The 18,351-nt window shown below is 30.3% G+C and carries 16 protein-coding genes, 4 tRNA genes and 1 riboswitch; of the genes, 16 read left to right on the top strand and 4 right to left on the bottom strand.

Annotation, left to right across the window (positions count from 1 at the left end; all coding sequences use genetic code 11):
• The first annotated feature begins 33 nt into the window (after nucleotides 1–33).
• Nucleotides 34–288, top strand: coding sequence for a sporulation transcriptional regulator SpoIIID (spoIIID, locus tag ACX0KU_RS01925; protein WP_472991241.1), 255 nt, complete (start codon nucleotides 34–36; stop codon nucleotides 286–288).
• A 121-nt stretch (nucleotides 289–409) separates the two neighbouring features.
• Entirely contained in the window at nucleotides 410–1,441 is a 1,032-nt protein-coding gene (gene mreB / locus ACX0KU_RS01920; RefSeq protein ID WP_472991240.1) for a rod shape-determining protein MreB, read from the top strand.
• Nucleotides 1,442–1,522: 81 nt separating this feature from the next.
• On the opposite strand, the gene yyaC is transcribed toward mreB, so the two are convergent.
• Complete coding sequence (gene yyaC, locus ACX0KU_RS01915) at nucleotides 1,523–2,074, bottom strand: spore protease YyaC (protein ID WP_472991239.1); 552 nt, start codon at nucleotides 2,072–2,074, stop codon at nucleotides 1,523–1,525.
• A gap of 239 nt (nucleotides 2,075–2,313) precedes the next feature.
• Here yyaC and ACX0KU_RS01910 point away from each other — a divergent pair.
• The 11 genes from ACX0KU_RS01910 to prfB all read left to right on the top strand — a co-directional run bounded on the left by ACX0KU_RS01910 (nucleotide 2,314) and on the right by prfB (nucleotide 13,064).
• Nucleotides 2,314–2,389, top strand: a tRNA-Thr gene (locus tag ACX0KU_RS01910).
• A 5-nt stretch (nucleotides 2,390–2,394) separates the two neighbouring features.
• Nucleotides 2,395–2,479, top strand: a tRNA-Tyr gene (locus ACX0KU_RS01905).
• Nucleotides 2,480–2,492: 13 nt separating this feature from the next.
• Nucleotides 2,493–2,568 (top strand) — tRNA-Val (locus ACX0KU_RS01900).
• 26 nt (nucleotides 2,569–2,594) lie between these two features.
• Nucleotides 2,595–2,679: transfer RNA gene (locus ACX0KU_RS01895), tRNA-Tyr, on the top strand.
• A gap of 176 nt (nucleotides 2,680–2,855) precedes the next feature.
• A riboswitch (SAM riboswitch) is annotated at nucleotides 2,856–2,957 on the top strand.
• A gap of 76 nt (nucleotides 2,958–3,033) precedes the next feature.
• Nucleotides 3,034–4,209 (top strand): methionine adenosyltransferase, encoded by a 1,176-nt coding sequence (gene metK, locus ACX0KU_RS01890; RefSeq protein WP_472991238.1) that lies wholly within the window; start codon nucleotides 3,034–3,036, stop codon nucleotides 4,207–4,209.
• A gap of 207 nt (nucleotides 4,210–4,416) precedes the next feature.
• Complete coding sequence (gene recD2 / locus ACX0KU_RS01885; RefSeq protein WP_472991237.1) at nucleotides 4,417–6,669, top strand: SF1B family DNA helicase RecD2; 2,253 nt, start codon at nucleotides 4,417–4,419, stop codon at nucleotides 6,667–6,669.
• A gap of 2 nt (nucleotides 6,670–6,671) precedes the next feature.
• On the top strand, nucleotides 6,672–7,694 hold the full coding sequence (locus tag ACX0KU_RS01880; RefSeq protein ID WP_472992385.1) for a hypothetical protein: 1,023 nt from the start codon (nucleotides 6,672–6,674) through the stop codon (nucleotides 7,692–7,694).
• Nucleotides 7,667–8,350, top strand: coding sequence for a ComF family protein (locus ACX0KU_RS01875; RefSeq protein WP_472991236.1), 684 nt, complete (start codon nucleotides 7,667–7,669; stop codon nucleotides 8,348–8,350). The genes ACX0KU_RS01880 and ACX0KU_RS01875 overlap by 28 nt, the downstream gene beginning before the upstream one ends.
• 275 nt (nucleotides 8,351–8,625) lie before the next feature.
• Nucleotides 8,626–9,153: a ribosome hibernation-promoting factor, HPF/YfiA family gene (hpf, locus tag ACX0KU_RS01870; protein ID WP_472991235.1), complete on the top strand. Its 528-nt coding sequence runs from the start codon at nucleotides 8,626–8,628 to the stop codon at nucleotides 9,151–9,153.
• A gap of 180 nt (nucleotides 9,154–9,333) precedes the next feature.
• On the top strand, nucleotides 9,334–11,838 hold the full coding sequence (secA, locus tag ACX0KU_RS01865; protein ID WP_472991234.1) for a preprotein translocase subunit SecA: 2,505 nt from the start codon (nucleotides 9,334–9,336) through the stop codon (nucleotides 11,836–11,838).
• Nucleotides 11,839–11,953: 115 nt separating this feature from the next.
• Nucleotides 11,954–13,064 (top strand): peptide chain release factor 2 gene (prfB, locus tag ACX0KU_RS01860; protein WP_472991233.1). Its coding sequence is split into 2 segments (ribosomal slippage): nucleotides 11,954–12,031 and nucleotides 12,033–13,064, totalling 1,110 coding nucleotides; the frame shifts between segments, so codons are not numbered across the junction.
• Nucleotides 13,065–13,170: 106 nt separating this feature from the next.
• On the opposite strand, the gene ACX0KU_RS01855 is transcribed toward prfB, so the two are convergent.
• Nucleotides 13,171–13,500: a hypothetical protein gene (locus ACX0KU_RS01855; RefSeq protein ID WP_472991232.1), complete on the bottom strand. Its 330-nt coding sequence runs from the start codon at nucleotides 13,498–13,500 to the stop codon at nucleotides 13,171–13,173.
• Between the two features lie 198 nt (nucleotides 13,501–13,698).
• On the opposite strand from ACX0KU_RS01855, the gene ACX0KU_RS01850 reads away from it, so the two are divergent.
• Both ACX0KU_RS01850 and ACX0KU_RS01845 read left to right on the top strand, forming a co-directional pair.
• Nucleotides 13,699–14,385, top strand: coding sequence for a Crp/Fnr family transcriptional regulator (locus ACX0KU_RS01850; protein ID WP_472991230.1), 687 nt, complete (start codon nucleotides 13,699–13,701; stop codon nucleotides 14,383–14,385).
• A gap of 231 nt (nucleotides 14,386–14,616) precedes the next feature.
• Nucleotides 14,617–15,186 (top strand): flavin reductase family protein, encoded by a 570-nt coding sequence (locus tag ACX0KU_RS01845; RefSeq protein ID WP_472991229.1) that lies wholly within the window; start codon nucleotides 14,617–14,619, stop codon nucleotides 15,184–15,186.
• 78 nt (nucleotides 15,187–15,264) lie between these two features.
• Here the strand turns inward: ACX0KU_RS01845 and ACX0KU_RS01840 are convergent, their stop codons facing one another.
• On the bottom strand, nucleotides 15,265–15,945 hold the full coding sequence (locus tag ACX0KU_RS01840) for a nitrite/sulfite reductase domain-containing protein (protein WP_472991228.1): 681 nt from the start codon (nucleotides 15,943–15,945) through the stop codon (nucleotides 15,265–15,267).
• A gap of 296 nt (nucleotides 15,946–16,241) precedes the next feature.
• Between ACX0KU_RS01840 and ACX0KU_RS01835 the strand changes: the two genes are divergently transcribed.
• Nucleotides 16,242–16,829: a DUF4230 domain-containing protein gene (locus ACX0KU_RS01835; protein WP_472991227.1), complete on the top strand. Its 588-nt coding sequence runs from the start codon at nucleotides 16,242–16,244 to the stop codon at nucleotides 16,827–16,829.
• Between the two features lie 99 nt (nucleotides 16,830–16,928).
• On the opposite strand, the gene ACX0KU_RS01830 is transcribed toward ACX0KU_RS01835, so the two are convergent.
• Nucleotides 16,929–18,272: a M28 family metallopeptidase gene (locus ACX0KU_RS01830; RefSeq protein WP_472991226.1), complete on the bottom strand. Its 1,344-nt coding sequence runs from the start codon at nucleotides 18,270–18,272 to the stop codon at nucleotides 16,929–16,931.
• Nucleotides 18,273–18,351: the final 79 nt, after the last annotated feature.

The raw sequence follows: 18,351 nt of genomic DNA, 5'->3' as shown, positions 1-18,351 counted from the left end.
TTTATAAATATATAAGGTTAAGGAGGTAGCACTTTGAAAGATTACATTGAAGAGCGGGTACTTGAAGTTGCTAGATATATAATAGAATCTAAAGCTACAATAAGAAAAACGGCAAAAGTTTTTGGAGTTAGTAAAAGTACTATACACAAAGATATGACAGAGAGGTTACCTAAAATTAATCCGCAAGTGGCTAAGGAAGCTAAGGATATTCTAGATATAAATAAATCAGAAAGACATATTAGGGGCGGAAAAGCAACTAAGATGAAATATAAAGTTATAGAAGGATAATACATTTCTATTTAATAAAAAAAGTGATTTTTTTGTAATACTATGGAATAAGTAGTAGTAAACATATATAATAGTTATATAATATAGTTTAATTTACAAAAGAGCAGGAGTTGAAATAGAAATGTTTTTTAGAATGAGCACAGATATGGGTATAGATTTGGGTACAGCTACAGTTTTAGTATATATAAAAGGAAAAGGCATAGTATTAAAAGAGCCTTCGGTTGTAGCTATTGATAAGAATACTAATAGAGTTTTAGCTGTAGGTGAAGAAGCTAGACAAATGATAGGAAGAACTCCAGGTAATATAGTGGCTATTCGTCCATTGAGGGATGGAGTAATATCGGATTATGATATAACAGAAAAAATGCTAAAGCATTTTATTAGAAAAGCTTGCGGAAAAAAGAGGGTTGGCGCTCCGAGAGTTGTTATATGTGTTCCTTGTGAAGCTACAGAAGTAGAAAAAAGAGCTGTTAAAGATGCCGCTGTTAATGCGGGGGCTAAAAAAGTATTTTTAATAGAAGAACCTTTAGCAGCAGCTATTGGAGCTGGACTGGATACAACTAAGGCTAGTGGAAATATGGTTATAGATATTGGAGGAGGAACTACTGATATTGCAGTTATTTCTCTAGGAGGAGCAGTTGTAAGAAGCTCCATTAAAGTTGCAGGGGACAGTTTTGACGAAGCTATAATGAGATACATAAGAAAAAAACATAAATTAATGATAGGTGAAAGAACATCAGAAGCATTAAAGGTGAATATAGGAACAGCATATAAAAGAGAAGAAGATATTAGTATGGAAATAAGAGGTAGAGATTTAATAACAGGACTACCTAAAAATATAAGTGTATCCTCAGAAGAAATGAGGGAAGCATTAAGCGAAGCAGTGAATGATATAGCAGAATGTACTCGATCTGTACTAGAGAAAACTCCCCCTGAATTAGCAGCAGATATAGCTGATAAAGGTATTGTGATGACTGGTGGAGGTGCTTTGTTGAATGGATTAGACAAGTTAATAGGAGAAGTAACTAAGGTTCCAGTATATGTTGCGCAGGACTCAGTTTCAACAGTTGCAATGGGAACAGGAGAAGTTCTAAATTATCTTGATAAGATTGATGCATCATATAAAGGCAAAGATATAAGTTTATTAGATTAATTATATTTAAATGCGTATATTATTATGCAAAAATAAGCTCTATAATTGGCTAAAACAATTACAGAGCTTATTTTTGTTTTGTTAAATAATACTATTATTAGTCTTACTATCTATACTATATAAGTAGTAAGAATGAAGTAAAGCATCAGTAATAACTTCTGCCATATTCATTATTAGACTAAGTCGTATATTTCTATTAGTGAATAATTCATTATTGTCACTAGAATCTACAATACCAATTATGGAAGCATCTCCAACGTCAGGAAGAACTTTTCCTACACCTTTTCCGGGATGGATAGGATAATCTCGCGCTTGTATCTCACCAATGTTATTAGTATCCCCCAGGCAAGCATCTATACCTATTATTGTAGAACCTGGATGTGCTTTTTTTATTTGTTGCAATTGCTTATCTATATTTAAAGCGTGTATAGGATCTTCAACTGTTCCATATACAGTTAGCGGATAATTTTTACTCTTAAGTAAGGTTCCGACTAGAGGACCAAGACAATCACCTATACATCTATCAGTACCGATGCAAACTACTACAGAATCTTTAGTTATATAATCCTTTATAAAATATGCGATATCGTAGTATGATAGATTATCTTTAAAGTTAGCTCTCACTTTATTCAAGAACGACACCTCCTTGATAATGTATATGAGAAAGTTAAATGTTATATGAAATAAAATTGAACTTAATTTATAATGTATAGTAATATAGAGAAAATAGCAGTAAATTGAATCTTAAAGCTTGTAGTTTTCTGTAATTAAAAAAAATAGATTTGAAATAAAAGATAATTCTAGGTATACTAATATTCGTTGGCGCGGTTGATGTCAATAAATGAAACAACTAAGTGCTAAAAATAATATATGCTGGCATAGCTCAATTGGTAGAGCAACTGACTTGTAATCAGTAGGTTTCGGGTTCAATTCCTGATGCCAGCACCAATTGTGGAGGAGTTCCCGAGTGGCCAAAGGGGGCAGACTGTAAATCTGTTACGTTTCGTTTCGATGGTTCGAATCCGTCCTCCTCCACCATCATATAATATATGGGCGCATAGCTCAGCTGGGAGAGCACCTGCCTTACAAGCAGGGGGTCACAGGTTCGATCCCTGTTGTGCCCACCATGTAATTTTAATAAGTTAATAATTATGGAGGAGTTCCCGAGTGGCCAAAGGGGGCAGACTGTAAATCTGTTACGTTTCGTTTCGATGGTTCGAATCCGTCCTCCTCCACCAAGAAAAAGATATCAAATTTTGATATCTTTTTTACTTTCATAAAAAAAATCGAGAACATAATCAATATTTAAATGACAAATCGACAAAATTAATAATAAATCAATGTAGATTCTTGACACTTACATGTTACATATGATAATATTATTTTGTTTTAAAATTGAATATAAGATAAGAAAAACTTATCAAGAGAGGTGGAGGGAGCGGCCCTGTGAAACCCAGCAACCGGTATGATTAATACTAAGGTGCTAATTCCTGCAGAGCAATCTGCAAGATAAGAAATTACATTATTCACGCAAATCGACCTCCTTAATAAATTAAGAGGTTTATTTTTTTTGTTAGAAAGGGGATCTTAAAATGAAAAGATTATTTACGTCAGAATCAGTAACAGAAGGACATCCAGATAAAATATGTGACCAAGTTTCAGATGCTATTCTAGATGCTATTTTAGAAAAAGATCCATATGGAAGAGTAGCTTGTGAGACGGCAGTTACTACTGGTATGGTTATGGTTATGGGAGAGATATCAACAAACTGCTATGTTGATATTCCAAAGTTAGTTAGAGGAGTTATAAGCGATATCGGTTATACAAGAGCTAAATATGGATTTGATGCTGAAACTTGCTCTGTATTAACATCTATTGATGAACAATCAGCAGATATAGCTATGGGAGTAGATGAAGCATTAGAGTCAAGACGTGGAGAAAAAGATGAAGTTGAGGCAGTAGGAGCAGGAGATCAAGGTTTAATGTTCGGATTTGCATCAAATGAAACAGAAGAATATATGCCTCTTCCAATAAGTATGGCTCATAAACTTGCTAGAAGATTATCAGAAGTTAGAAAGAATGGAACATTATCGTATTTAAGACCAGATGGAAAGACACAGGTTACGGTAGAATATGAAGACGACAAACCTACTAGAATAGATGCTGTGGTAATTTCTACACAACATGATCCAGAAATTACTCAAGAGCAAATACATAGTGATCTTATGGAACATGTAATAAAGGTAGTAATATCTAATGAGTGGTTAGATGAAAAAACTAACTATTACATTAATCCTACGGGAAGATTTGTTATTGGTGGACCGAATGGAGACACGGGTCTTACGGGAAGAAAGATTATAGTTGACACTTATGGTGGATACGGCAGACATGGTGGTGGAGCTTTCTCAGGAAAGGATCCAACAAAGGTTGATAGATCAGCAGCATATGCAGCAAGATGGGTTGCTAAAAATTTAGTAGCAGCAGGAATTGCAGAAAAACTAGAGATAGGTTTAGCTTATGCAATAGGAGTTGCTCATCCTGTATCTCTATTAGTTAATACCTTTGGAACAGGTAAAATAGAGGATAATAAGATAGTAGAAATAGTAAATAATGTATTTGATTTAAGACCAGGTGCAATTATAAGAGACTTAGGTTTGAGAAAGCCTTTATATAGACAAACGGCAGCTTATGGTCATTTCGGTAGAGTAGATTTAAATGTTCCATGGGAAAATTTAGATAAAGTAGAAGAGATAAAAAAACATATATAATTAAACATAAAGGCTAATGTTGATTTTAAGACATTAGCCTTTAATTTAGTTATAAAGTTAAATATGTATATATTGTGACTTATCGTGTAAGCAAATGGCAAAACTATTATATAATATAATTAGTTGAGAAGTTATGGTTATATGTCTTATAATTAATTTAACAAACTAAAATTTACATAGTGCTAATGATATTATGGGAGCGATCTTATGCATGAGATAGATGGAACTGTAGAAGCAATTGTATTTAAAAATGAAGACAACGGATATGTGGTAGCACATATAAAAGATAAAAAAAAGAAAATTGTTATCACTGGATGTATACCTTACATATCAGAAGGTCAAAATTTAAAGTTACAAGGGGAATGGTTTAACCATCCTCAATTTGGTGAACAATTTAAAGTTACTTCTTGTGAAGAAATAATTCCTAACTCTTTGGAAGGAATAGAGAAGTATCTATCTTCAGGAATAATATCAGGTATAGGTCCTGTTACTGCGAAAAAAATTGTAGAACAATTTGGAGAAAGTACTTTAGATATACTTGATGAGAATATTGAACGACTAAAAGAGATAGAGGGAATTGGGGATAAAAAAGTAGAAACTATATCTAAGTCTTATGCTAAGCAAAGAGAGATAAGAAGTATAATGGTCTTTCTACAGACTTATGGAGTTACAGTTAAACAGTGCATAAAGATTCATAAAAGGTATGGATCAAGTTCTATAAATGAAGTTAAAGAAAATCCTTATAAACTAACTGATGATATAGCAGGGATTGGATTTAAAACAGCAGATAAAATAGCACGAAGTTTAGGGGTAGAAAATAATTCTCCTTTTAGAATACAGTCAGGCATAAAATATATAGTTAATCAGTTTTGTTCTATGGGAAACACATATATGCCTTTAGACAAAGTTTTAAAAGAATCTCAAGAAATATTAGGTGTATCTAAAGAAGATATTGAAAATAATTTGCAAGATACTGTATTGAGTGGAAAATTAAAAATAGAACTTATTGATAATGAGGAATGTGTCTTTACTATGCCTTATTATTATTGTGAATTGTCTGTAACGAGTAAGATATTAACTTTAACTACTAGCAATTATGAAAAAATTAAAATAGATATAGAGAAAGAAATTGAAATATTTGAGAGTAACAATAATATTAAATTTGCTCCTATTCAATTTGAAGCAATTAAAGGAGCATTTGAAAATGGAATTGAAATAATAACCGGTGGACCTGGAACAGGGAAAACTACTATAATTAAGTGTATAACTGAAATATTTGAGAATGCAGCTATGACGGTTTTTATGGCAGCGCCTACTGGTAGAGCTGCAAAAAGAATGAGTGAAGCTACAGGAAAAGAAGCAAAAACAATTCATAGACTTTTAGAACTTGGATTTAGTGATGACGATGATATGGAGTTTTTTAAGGGGGAAGAATCGCCACTACAATGTGACGTTATTATTATAGATGAAGCTTCAATGATAGATATATTATTAATGAATAACTTACTGAAAGCAATACCTATGTCTACAAGGCTTATAATAGTTGGTGATTCCGATCAGCTACCCTCTGTAGGTCCAGGAAATGTGCTAAGAGATTTAATAGAAAGTAAGTGCGTAAAGGTCGTAAGACTGAGGGATATATTTAGGCAGGCAGAAGAAAGCATGATTGTAGTAAATGCACATAAGATTAATAGTGGGGAAATGCCTATTTTAAATAAGAAAAATAAAGATTTTTATTTTATTGGAGAAGAGGAATCGGATAAAATACTAGATACTTTAGTAGAATTAATTTATGAAAGATTGCCGAAGTTTAATAAAGAGTGGAATAGAGTTAAAGATATGCAAATATTATCTCCAATGAGAAAAGGCGTTCTAGGCGTAGAAAGTTTAAATAAAAGACTTCAACAAATATTAAATCCTAAGGATAAGGAAAAGAGTGAAAGAGAATTCAAAAACACGGTATTTCGTGTTGGAGATAAGGTTATGCAGACAAAGAATAACTACAACTTAAAATGGACTCGTGTTAGTGGAGAAGGAGAAAGTGAAGGTTTAGGTGTTTTTAATGGAGATATAGGATATATATATGAAGTAGAAGATGATAAGGTAAGTGTAGTATTTGATGAAGAAAGAAAAATAGTATATGATAATATGTATTTAGATGAACTTGAGCTTGCGTATGCAATGACGGTGCATAAAAGTCAGGGGAGTGAGTTTCCAGTAGTAATAATGCCTATGTTTATAGGACCACCTCTTCTTATGAATAAAAATTTATTTTATACTGGTATAACTAGGGCAAAGAAGATGGTAGTGTTAGTTGGAGCTTCCAAAGCCATTAAATTTATGGTTGATAATAATAGAAGTTATGAAAGATATTCCGCACTTAAATGGAGAATATTGAATATACTGGAAGGTGACATTATGAAGCCGGTTGAAAGTTTATCACAAGGGGATGAGTTGTGAATATGAATATAGACAGTATTAAGTTCGCTGATAGAAAAGGAAAAATACTTAAACAAATAGTAGACTGGAGCCTAGGAAAAGAGAAGTTTCTAAATATAGTCTCTCCACCATATAACGTATCACATACATTTATTGAAATCATATTAAGGTTTACTAGTGTAGGTAAAAGAGTTTTATATATAACGAATGAAGATGTTGGGGAAGCGGATATAATTAATGAAATAAAGAAGAGAAGTAGCTTTAGAAAATATATGTACTTTAAAGAAAATAGTACTTGTGGAAATGCTCTATTAATTATAGCTAGGCATGAAATGCTAAATAAATTTAATGAGCAATTCGATTTAGTAATTTACAATGATATAAAGAATTTTTCGCTTTATAGAAAAGAAGAAATTGCTCAGGCTTCTATGATGAAAAGTAAATCTAATGGGAAGATAATATCATATTCTATAGAAAAAATTTTTGATAATAGTAGAGAAATATTATTACCAGTTAGGGAAAATAATTATCCTATAATAGAACCTAAGTTTATATCAACAAGGATAGATATAAACAAAGATATTCCATATGTAATATATGAATACTTAGAATGGTCAATAAACTCTAATAATAGGGTTATTGTTTATGTACCAGATGAAGAAAAAGTAGTTAATGTATATAAATATTTATCAAAATATTGTAGTAAATTTAGTGAAAACACTATTTATTTTATAAAAGATAATAATAATAAAAATATTTTGTATAAATTTATGAATATAAAAAGTGGAATAGTTATTACAAACCACTTTAATGATATATATTTTGATTTAAATAATATAAATGTAATGGTATTTTTTGCAGATGATAAATATTTTGATTATAAAAAATTAGTATATCTTTGTGGAAAGGTAGGAAGAAATGAAAGAACTCTCAGAGGTGAGGTTATATTCTTAGGTAATTATGAAACGGAAGATATAGATAAGTCTAAAAATATAACAAGATATTTCAATAAGGAAGCATGGGAAATGAATTTATTAAGACTATAAAATATTATATAGGATGTTTACTAGAGATTATATACAGTTTGGATGAAGAGTGTCTAATATGTAAGGATTATGTTAAGAATAAAAATTCTGTATTATGCCATTCTTGTATGACTAAAATAAAGAAATGCAATAGTTCTTATAATATAGTAGTAAATGATAGTAATGTATTTTGCTATAGTGGAGTATACTATTCAGGGATAGTTAAAGAATTGATAAGTAGATTAAAATACAAAAGTGATTTTAAAGCAGGAGAGGTATTAAGTGAATATATGATTCAGTCTATTGATATTAGTAAGAAAAATATTGATTTAATTACTTATGTTCCTTCAACTCGAAAAGTTTTAAGAAGACGAGGATATAATCAAAGTGAATTTTTAGCTAAAATAATAGGAAATAAGATAAATATTAAGGTGGATGGAATATTAGAAAAGGTAAGAGATACTAAGGATCAAATAGGTTTGAGTGGGGAAGATAGATGGAATAACTTAAAAAATTCCTATAAAGTCAAACAATCTAAGTGTATAAGCGGTAAAACAATATTATTAATAGATGATGTTATAACTACTGGGGCTACTGGATTTTTTTGTACTGAAGATATGCTAAAGAGTGGATGCAAGGAAGTGTATATACTTACTGCAGCAAGGAGTAAATTGTAATGCATGTTAATAAATACCCCTAACTTCTATTATATCATAAGTACTTGAAAATAGCTCTACTAAGATACCATATTAATACAGAAAGATAATGAGAGAAAAGAGTTATAAGAGGGGTAAATTGATATAATATTCTGTAAATTAAATCTTTCATAGTTGTGATAAACAAAAATAAGTAATAGAATATAATAAAGATACAAAAAATAAAGCAAAATAAACATAACTAATAAACAAATATCTATTATTAATAATAGATATACTTGAAAGGGGCTGGCTTTATGAACATAAAAGTAAATGGAAAAAGTTTATCTGTAACAGAGGGATTAAGAGAAGCGGTAGAAAAAAAATTATTTAAACTAGAAAAATATTTCAGTCCTAATATAGATGCCAATGCAACACTAAGTGTTCAAAAGAATAGACAGATAGTAGAAGTAACAATACCTTTTAATGGAGTTATATTAAGAGCAGAAGAAGGTACTGATGACATGTACTCTTCTATAGATATAGTAGTAGATAAACTAGAAAGGCAAATAAGAAAGCAAAAAACTAAATTAGAAAAAAGAAAGTATGGAGATGCATTGAAGTTTCAACATATTCCAGACTATAAATTTGATGATAATGGGGAATTTAAAATAGTAAAGAATAAAAAGGTTCCAGTAAAACCAATGAGTGATGAAGAAGCTATTCTTCAAATGGAACTTTTAGAGCATAAGTTCTTTGTATACACTAATGCAGAAACTAGTGATATTAATGTGGTATACAAAAGAAATGATGGTCAATATGGTTTAATAGAACCAGAATTTTAAAAAAGAATGGGACGATTACCTATAGGGTAATCGTTTTTTTTTGCTGTTTTCTGGAAATTAGAAATTATTTAAAGGCTTATTTTATTGAACCCTATATAATTAGATGTTATAATCTATAAGTATAGTATTTCAAGGATTTAACAAAACATATTAAAAACTAGTTAGTGAGGATGAAGATAAATGGGATTATTTGATAAAATATTTGGTACATATAGTCAGAGAGAATTAAAAAAGATTATTTCTTTAATTGAAAAAATTGAATCTTACGATGAAAAATTTAAAAGCTTAACTGATGATGAATTAAAAAACAAAACTATAGAATTTAAAGAAATGCTTAAGACTGGAAAAACTCTTGAAGATATACTTCCGGAGGCTTTTGCTGTTGGAAGAGAGGCTTCGTGGAGAGTTCTTGGAATGAAGCACTTTAGAGAGCAACTCATGGGAGGTATAGTTCTTCACCAAGGTAGAATTGCTGAAATGAAAACCGGTGAAGGTAAAACATTAGTTGCGACACTTCCTGCGTATTTGAATGCTTTAAGTGGAAAAGGAGTTCATATAGTTACTGTAAATGACTATCTTGCAAAAAGAGATAAAGAGCAAATGGGGGAATTATATGAATTTTTAGGATTAACTACAGGAGTTATTGTTCATGATCTTAACAATGACGAAAGAAGAGAGTCTTATAATGCAGATATTACCTATGGAACTAACAATGAATATGGATTTGACTATTTAAGAGATAACATGGTTGTGTATAAAGAAGAAAGAGTTCAAAGAAAACTTAACTATTGTATAGTGGATGAGGTTGACTCTATATTAATAGATGAAGCTAGAACACCACTTATAATTTCAGGTGAAGGAGAAAAATCCACAGATTTTTATAAAGTAGCAGATTATTTTGCAAAGTCTTTAAAGCAAGAGGACTATACAGTAGATGAAAAAACTAATTCAGTTATTTTGACAGAAATGGGTATAGAAAGAGCTGAAAAGTTCTTCCATATAGAAAACTATGCTGATGCAGAAAACATGCAAGTTCAGCATCATGTAGTTCAGGCTCTAAAGGCTAATTACACTATGAAACGTGACAAAGACTACATGATTAAAGATGATGAGGTTATAATAGTTGATGAATTTACTGGCAGACTTATGGAAGGTAGAAGATATAGCGAAGGTCTTCATCAAGCTATAGAAGCTAAAGAAGGAGTTAAAATTCAAAAAGAATCAAAGACTCTTGCAACTATAACATTCCAAAATTACTTTAGAATGTATAGCAAACTTTCAGGAATGACGGGAACAGCTCAAACAGAAGAAAGTGAATTTAGAGAAATCTATGGATTAGATGTTATTGTTGTGCCTACTCATAGACCGATAGCTAGAATTGATTCTCCAGACGTAATATATAAATCAGAAAAAGGTAAATATAGAGCTATAGTAAACGAAATAGAAGAGACTTACAAAACAGGTCAGCCAACACTTGTTGGTACAGTGAGTATTGAAAAGTCTGAGCTTCTTTCAGATATGTTAAAGAGAAAAGGAGTACCACATAGAGTACTTAATGCAAAGTATCATGAGCAGGAAGCAGAGATAATATCTCGTGCCGGTGAAAAGGGTACTGTTACTATAGCTACAAATATGGCTGGTCGTGGTACTGATATTAAACTTGGAGAAGGCGTAGCTGAAGTTGGAGGTCTTAAGGTTATTGGTACAGAAAGACATGAATCGAGACGTATAGACAATCAATTAAGAGGACGTTCAGGACGTCAAGGAGACCCTGGGTTTTCAAGATTTTATGTTTCATTAGAAGATGATTTAATGAGAATATTTGCATCAGAAAGACTTCAAGGTATTGTTGAAAAGTTAGGACTAAGTGATGAGGATGCAATAGAGAGCAAACTCGTAAGTGGTGCAATAGAAAATGCTCAAAAGAAAGTTGAAGGAAATAATTTTGATGTAAGAAAATCAGTATTAAAGTACGATGATGTTATGAATCAGCAAAGAGAAGTTGTTTATAAGCAAAGATCTCAGGTACTTGAAGGAGAATCACTGCAAAATGATGTTCAAGAAATGATAAAGGAAGTTGTAGTTGAAGCTGTACGTGCTCACATGTCGGGCGTAGATGAAGAATTAGATGATAATCTTGAAAAATTAATAGCTTATTTAGAAGATATATATCTTCAAAAAGGAGTTGTTACTTTAGAAGAATTAAAAAAAATGTCTGATGATGAGATACAAGAAAAGCTTATAAAATTAGTAATAGATATATATTCAGATAAAGAAGAAGCAGTTGGATCTGAGCAAATGAGGGAGATAGAAAGAGTTATTCTTCTGAAAGTTGTTGACTCAAAGTGGATGGATCATATTGATAATATGGATCACTTAAAGCAAGGTATGGGACTAAGAGCATATAAACAACAAGACCCAGCTCAAGCATACCAATTTGAAGGTAGCGAAATGTTTGACGAAATGATTAATAGTATAAAGATAGATACAGTTAAGTATTTATTCCATGTTCAAATTTCACATAATGCTCCAGAAAGAGAAAGAGTAGTTAAAGAAACATCAACAAATATGGGTGGAGAAGATGCAGCTCATGAACCTATAAGAAGAAAAGAAGATAAGGTAGGAAGAAATGACCTTTGCCCATGTGGAAGTGATAAAAAATATAAGAACTGCTGTGGAAAATAGGGTAAATAGACTTTTGAAGACTTTAATTAAAAAATCCAGCTATGCTGGTTTTTTTAATTAATAAGAATAGTCTCACTTATTGATAGTATAATAATTGTATGAAAGGGTGATAAATATGATAATTCAGTTAGAAGAAGCTATGAGTAAAACAGCTGAGTTGAAAATAGGTTTAGATGAAGTGAGGGCTTCTCTTTGACATCGCTATACTAGAAAAGAGATTATCAGAACTTGAAAACGCTATGCAAGAAAAAGGTTTTTGGGATAATATAAATAAAGCTCAAGAAGTAACTCAAGAAGCAAAAATTCTAAAAGATAAGATAGATGGTTTTAACAAGTTAAAAGAAAAAGTAGAAGATGTAGAAATATTAATAGAAATGAGTATAGAGATGGAAGACGAATCTTCTCTAGAGGAGATTAAGGGTGAATTAAAAGATATTGAAGAAATAATAAATAATTTTAAAATCGAAGTTTTGTTATCAGGAGAATATGATAAAAACAATGCTATAATTAGCCTTCATTCAGGAGCAGGAGGAACAGATGCACAGGACTGGACGCAAATGCTTTTAAGGATGTACACTAGATGGGCTGAAGATAAAGGTTATAGGGTAGAAACTTTAGATTTTATTCCTGGAGATGAAGCTGGAGTTAAAAGTGTAAGTTTGAAGATAACGGGAGAATTTGCTTATGGTTATTTGAAGTCTGAAAAGGGAATACATAGGCTGGTTAGAATTTCACCTTTTAATGCTAATGGCAAGAGACAAACTTCTTTTGCATCTTTAGAAGTTCTTCCAGAACTTACAGAGAGTCAAGACATAAATATACGATCTGAGGATTTAAGGGTAGATACTTATAGATCAGGTGGTGCTGGAGGACAACATGTAAATAAAACAGATTCGGCAGTTAGAATAACGCATATTCCAACAGGAATTGTGGTTCAAAGTCAAAGTCAAAGAAGTCAATTTCAAAATAAAGATACTGCTATGAGTATGTTAAAGTCAAAGCTTGCAGAACTGAAAGAAAGAGCACATAAAGAAAAAATAGAAGATTTGAGTGGAGATTTGAAGGAAATTGGATGGGGTAGTCAGATAAGATCCTATGTATTTCAGCCCTATACTATGGTAAAGGATCATAGGACGAACACAGAAATGGGAAATGTAGATGCTGTAATGGATGGAGAAATTGATTTATTTATAAAAGAGTATTTAAAGTGGAACAAAAATAATTAAATAAAAAAGAGACGTACACATTTAAATCTAATTGATAATGTATGTCTCTTTTATTGTATTTTAAAATACTATATTAAATATGATGGTTGTCCAAAAAAACTAAGAATTAGCAACTGGCAAAGGTTTCAGGGCTTACAGCTTCTTCTCTACGAGGACGAGGACGATATCTTATAAAGGTATATACGATTTTTATGCCACAATCTTCGATAGCATCTGTATTAATTAATCTATAACCAGCATTTAAAAGTCTTCTTATAGCCTCTGCACAATTAGAGCCTCTTCTGATTCTTGGATCACTACTACTATCAACTACTATATTATCATGGTCATGACGGTCGTCATGATTATCACAATTCCAACTAGAGTTTCCCCAATTTCCCCAGCATCTATTTCTATCATTAACTCTACAAATTAAAATTACTACATCTTCATTCATATTCAATTAACCTCCATTAAGATTAAAAAGTTGTAGAACAGCAAGGATTTAGCTTGTCCTCCTTAACATACTATGCATTGAATTAGATTTAGGTTACAATAATACTATTATATGTTTAAGAAATTGTAGACTTTTTCATTATAATGCAAACTACAATTTACACTATAGCATTAATGTATTAATTGAGAGGATTTTATTATGGATAAGATAAAATTAGAAGAGCTTTTAAGTATTCCGATTTTTAATGGTTTAAAACAGGAAACGTTACAATTGCTTACAGGGGTATCATATAAATTAGAACTAAAAAAGGGAGAAAGACTATTTTCGGAAAGAGATAATGTGGATACTATTTATTTCGTTCTTACTGGTAAGGTGAATATGTATAAAATAAATGAAGAGGGACAAAAAAAGGTTATATATATATTAGATGAAGGTCAAATGTTAAATGAAGTGATTTTTGATGAAAAGCCAGCGTCCATAAGCTGTGACGTTTTTGAAAAAGCTCAGTTTATATGTTTTAAGAGAGATGAGCTTTTATATATAATGGAAAGAGATTTTGAACTAACTAAAAAAGTAATAAATATGATGACTAGAAAAATAAGAAGACTCTATCGTCAATTAAAAAACACAGTACCTATAAAAATGGATAAAAAAGTAGCAGCTAAATTGTGGAAGCTTTCACGAGATTATGGGGTAGAGTCTGAAGGTGGTACATTAATTAATTTAAAAATAACAATAACCTATTTAGCGGATATGTTAGGCTCTCCAAGGGAGACAATATCTAGGTGTATGAATATTTTGGAAGAGAAGGGATTAATTAAATATAAGAATAGAAGAATGATAGTGAATACAGAAAGTTTAGCTAAATATTATAGGGGTTTGTGATTGGTATCACATGCTCTTTTTTATATTAGTATAGATTCTACTTATAAATTACTACTATTGAATAAAAAATAATATATTTTAATCTTTAAGGATATTATAATTCATATACAGTAACAAGATAGAAATATATCAATTAAGCTGGAGTGTAATAATTATCACGGAAGTTTAAGGTTAAAAAGATTACAATTTAACTTAAGAAATTAGTAAAAATGAGTTAAAGGGAGGATAAAAATGAGTAAAATTAGAGTTGATTATAGAAAGATGTATTATGGATTTCCTATATTCTTTGTTAGTTTTTATGATGAGAATGGAGTTCCAAATGTGACTACTATATCATCATCTTTTTCATTGATGGATATGGTTTGCTTAGGTTTTGGAAGTAAGGGGTATGCAATAAATCAGATAAAAAATGTTAAAGATTTTGTTATTAATATACCTGATAGAAACTTTATGAAGGAAATAGAAATTTGTGGATTTAAATCAGGGCATGATTATAAGAAGTTTGATATGGTAAATTTAACTCCTGTAAAGTCAGATATAGTAAATGCACCTATAATTGAAGAGTGTCCTATAGCTATAGAATGTACTTTAAGTGATATTATAGAGAGAGATTACTATCGTGGTATTACTAATATATTAGCAAAAGTTAAAGGAAGAATAATTTCTTCAGAAATTTTAGATGAGGAAAAAAACTTAAATTATCTAGAAGTAGATCCAGTGTTATATGTTGGAGACAATGCAAAACGTGTTTATAGATATACAGAAAAGGGAACAATAGATGAAGCGAAATCATTTCTTTAAAAATAAGAAATGAAACAAAATTATAATTTAAAAAAGAAAATTGCCACTGGCAATTTTCTTTTTTATACTTGTAACTAGTTACTGATTACTAGAATCTTTAAATAGGTCAAGAACATCTTCTTTAAATTTGTCTAATCCAATTCTATCTACAAAAAAACCTAGCTTTTCTCCAAATTCAGCAGTTTCTCTGTAATATTTCATTATTATTTTTACTATAACAAAAGCCTCATCTTCAGTTAATTCCTCTGCTATAGTATCAGGAAGTCTTGGATGGAAGCCAGCACTTCCACCAACTTTTATAATATATCCAGGTTTATCAGCAATTACAGCGATATCTTTTGCATTTGCGCTTCCACAGGAGTTTTTACAACCGGCTACTGCTATTTTAGTCCTATTAGGAGCCTCTGTTCCGTAAAATTCTTTTTCAATAAGCATACCTAATTTTAGAGAGTTTTGTTTTGCTCTTTTGCAAAAAGCAGCAGGGCACATTTCAGTATTTTTAACAGAGTAAGGAGAGAGTACAGCTGGTTCCATACCTAAATCATCCCAAGCCTTTGAAACATCTTCACCCTTTAAACCAAGTATTATTATTCGTTGACCAGAAGTCATTTTAAGAGTTGCGTTATATTTTTTAGCTACTTCTGCAATGGTTGTTAAGAGTTCAGGAGTAATAAAGCCTCCAGGAATTCGTGGAGTTATAGCAAAAGTGCGCTGTTCATTTCTAACCTTTTGTAATGTGGCATATTTTGGTGAATCCATTATAATAATCTCCTTTAAATATCTAGCGTATATAACACGGAATTAATTTTACTTACTTATTATTTGATATATTATATATTATATATTATATATCAAAAATACAAAGATATGGGTAACTTATGGTACAATTATGAAAAAAATTATAACTCTATAAAAAATAATTATAATAGTATAATAAAAATAAGTGTTATCCTCTGTAAAACTATAATACATATATACAATAGAAATTAAGAGTTATTAATCAATAGAACATAATATTTATCATTAAAGATTAGTTTTCAGAGGGAGAGCTTTAGATGTTTATACAAAATAAAAAAATAAAACTAATAGTGTTAATGCTATTTTTAATAATAATACTAACAATGATTTTAAGTTTTAAAATTAAAAGTGAAAAATCAGTAAGTAGTACTCAAATAGCTAATGAGTTAGTGAAAATATCAGAGCTTGCAACATATAAGAACTCTTATATGGATGTATTTTTTATTAAGGATACAAAAAAGATAAATGATTTTTTGCTTCCCTTTACAACAAGAGCTTTAATTATAAGGTATAGTGGTTATATTAAGGCTGGTGTTGATTTAAAGAATGTAAGTGTAATTATTGATGAAAGGAAAAAGAGTGCATACATACGATTAAATAAGGCTGAGATTATAGATAATGTAATAGATACAGATAACGTAACTATACTTGATGAGAGATATAGTATTTTTAATGAGGTGGATAGCCAAAAAATTTTTGATGAGTTAAATAAGAATAAATCAGAGTTAGCAGAACGATTAATTAAGGACGGATTTTTAGAGAGAGCAAATGAAAATGCAAAAGTATTAATAGAAAGTATTTTGAAAGGTATGGGATTTAAAGAAGTGAGTATAGAGTTAATCTAAACAAGATAAGAGTTAGTTTATAAATATAAAAATAAAAATAGAGTTCCTAGTAATATGCTTTTCTGTTACTATGAACTCTATTTTTGTATTACTAATTAGTTAGTTATTTTTTCTTTTAAATTGAATAATTAAAAAAGCGAATATTAATGCAATTGACCCGAAAAGAGCTTCCTTATAGTATAGAATCAAAAGGTTATTGTTAAAAGCATTTTTAATTATTTCTTTGGATACTACATTAAAACATCTATTAATAGCTGTAACGCTGATGAGATCAGGAGTATCTAACGGAGTGTGGATTTTTGTTGTGTCATTGTCGCAAAATGTTATAGCATTAATATCATTTTCTCTAAAGGCTTTATGGTCACTATCATCCTTAAAGAGATAGTTAAAATGTATTCCTTCAGCAGTACAGATTTCTGACACTGAATTTACAAAAGTAGTTTTGGAAGTATCATTTTTGCCACCTACAATGCAAAGAGGTACCCCTTTATCGCTACCGATCATATCAAAGTTATAAACCTTGCTATCGATTATAGAGTTCTTATATTTTTTTACAAATTCAGCGGAACCTAAACATCCAAATTCTTCAGCATTAAAAGCAACAAAAAGTATACTTCTTTCAGGTTTGCCGAGTGATGAGATATATCTAGATAATTCAAGCATAAATGAAGTTCCGGAAGCATTATCTAATGCGCCTTTATAAACTGTGTTTTTTAAATCTGTACCTAAATGATCAAAATGGGCAGATATTATAATTGGGTCTAGGGATTTATTTTTGCCCTCGATGTATCCCATAATATTTCTTGCTGTGGTTTTGCTTGTTGAAAATGGAATAAAGCAATTTATGTTATAGCCCTCATCTAAATATTTTTTTATATCAGCCAAGGTTTTATCTGTTACCATAATACACATACTCCACTGAGCAGTATTCATAAAAGAACTTCTAAATCCTAAGTCGTTTTTTTCAGGTATGTAAAATAAAAAGTAATCAGAGTTTTGTTTTACTTGCATTATATTATTCTTTGATACGATATATGGATTTTCTTTATTAAAAGTAAATACATTGTTTTTAAAATTAAGCATATCTTCTTTATAATCAACACCATAAGTAAATTCTTTAATTACATCCCCGTCACTATTGGTTATGCTTAAGGAAGGATCCCCTTTTACTCTTTTAGGATAATCTATTTTAAATGATTGAGTATATTCACCCATAAAAGGTTTTAAGTTATTCTCTATAAATTGAAGTTTGATATATTCTTCTATCTCTTTATTTTCAAGGGTTCCAGTTAGTCTACCTTTAAAATGATCTGAGGATAAAAAGTTTATTGTGCTAATAATATTACTAGAAGTAAATGGGTGGATAGTAGAATAAATTTGAAAACTTAAGATGAATATCATCAGTAGTAAAGACAAAATAGATTGTTTAATAAATTTTTTCATATAAGACTCCTTAAATATTGATATATTATATAGTTATGAAGTTAAAAAGTGTTATATGATGAATTATTGGACATTTTAA

It is taken from the genome of Clostridium sp. X, from assembly GCF_055755365.1.
The sequence above is the reverse complement of the archived record's forward strand: the minus strand, read 5'-3'. Positions and strand labels throughout refer to the sequence as shown.

What these genes read in the sequence shown, in the direction of transcription:
- hpf (WP_472991235.1), top strand. Translation starts at nt 8,626, where the DNA reads ATGAACATAAAAGTAAATGGAAAAAGTTTATCTGTAACAGAGGGATTA.
- ACX0KU_RS01880 (WP_472992385.1), top strand. Translation starts at nt 6,672, where the DNA reads ATGAATATAGACAGTATTAAGTTCGCTGATAGAAAAGGAAAAATACTT.
- ACX0KU_RS01835 (WP_472991227.1), top strand. Translation starts at nt 16,242, where the DNA reads ATGTTTATACAAAATAAAAAAATAAAACTAATAGTGTTAATGCTATTT.
- secA (WP_472991234.1), top strand. Translation starts at nt 9,334, where the DNA reads ATGGGATTATTTGATAAAATATTTGGTACATATAGTCAGAGAGAATTA.
- ACX0KU_RS01855 (WP_472991232.1), bottom strand. Translation starts at nt 13,500, where the DNA reads ATGAATGAAGATGTAGTAATTTTAATTTGTAGAGTTAATGATAGAAAT.
- ACX0KU_RS01830 (WP_472991226.1), bottom strand. Translation starts at nt 18,272, where the DNA reads ATGAAAAAATTTATTAAACAATCTATTTTGTCTTTACTACTGATGATA.
- metK (WP_472991238.1), top strand. Translation starts at nt 3,034, where the DNA reads ATGAAAAGATTATTTACGTCAGAATCAGTAACAGAAGGACATCCAGAT.
- ACX0KU_RS01875 (WP_472991236.1), top strand. Translation starts at nt 7,667, where the DNA reads ATGGGAAATGAATTTATTAAGACTATAAAATATTATATAGGATGTTTA.
- mreB (WP_472991240.1), top strand. Translation starts at nt 410, where the DNA reads ATGTTTTTTAGAATGAGCACAGATATGGGTATAGATTTGGGTACAGCT.
- ACX0KU_RS01840 (WP_472991228.1), bottom strand. Translation starts at nt 15,945, where the DNA reads ATGGATTCACCAAAATATGCCACATTACAAAAGGTTAGAAATGAACAG.
- ACX0KU_RS01845 (WP_472991229.1), top strand. Translation starts at nt 14,617, where the DNA reads ATGAGTAAAATTAGAGTTGATTATAGAAAGATGTATTATGGATTTCCT.
- ACX0KU_RS01850 (WP_472991230.1), top strand. Translation starts at nt 13,699, where the DNA reads ATGGATAAGATAAAATTAGAAGAGCTTTTAAGTATTCCGATTTTTAAT.
- recD2 (WP_472991237.1), top strand. Translation starts at nt 4,417, where the DNA reads ATGCATGAGATAGATGGAACTGTAGAAGCAATTGTATTTAAAAATGAA.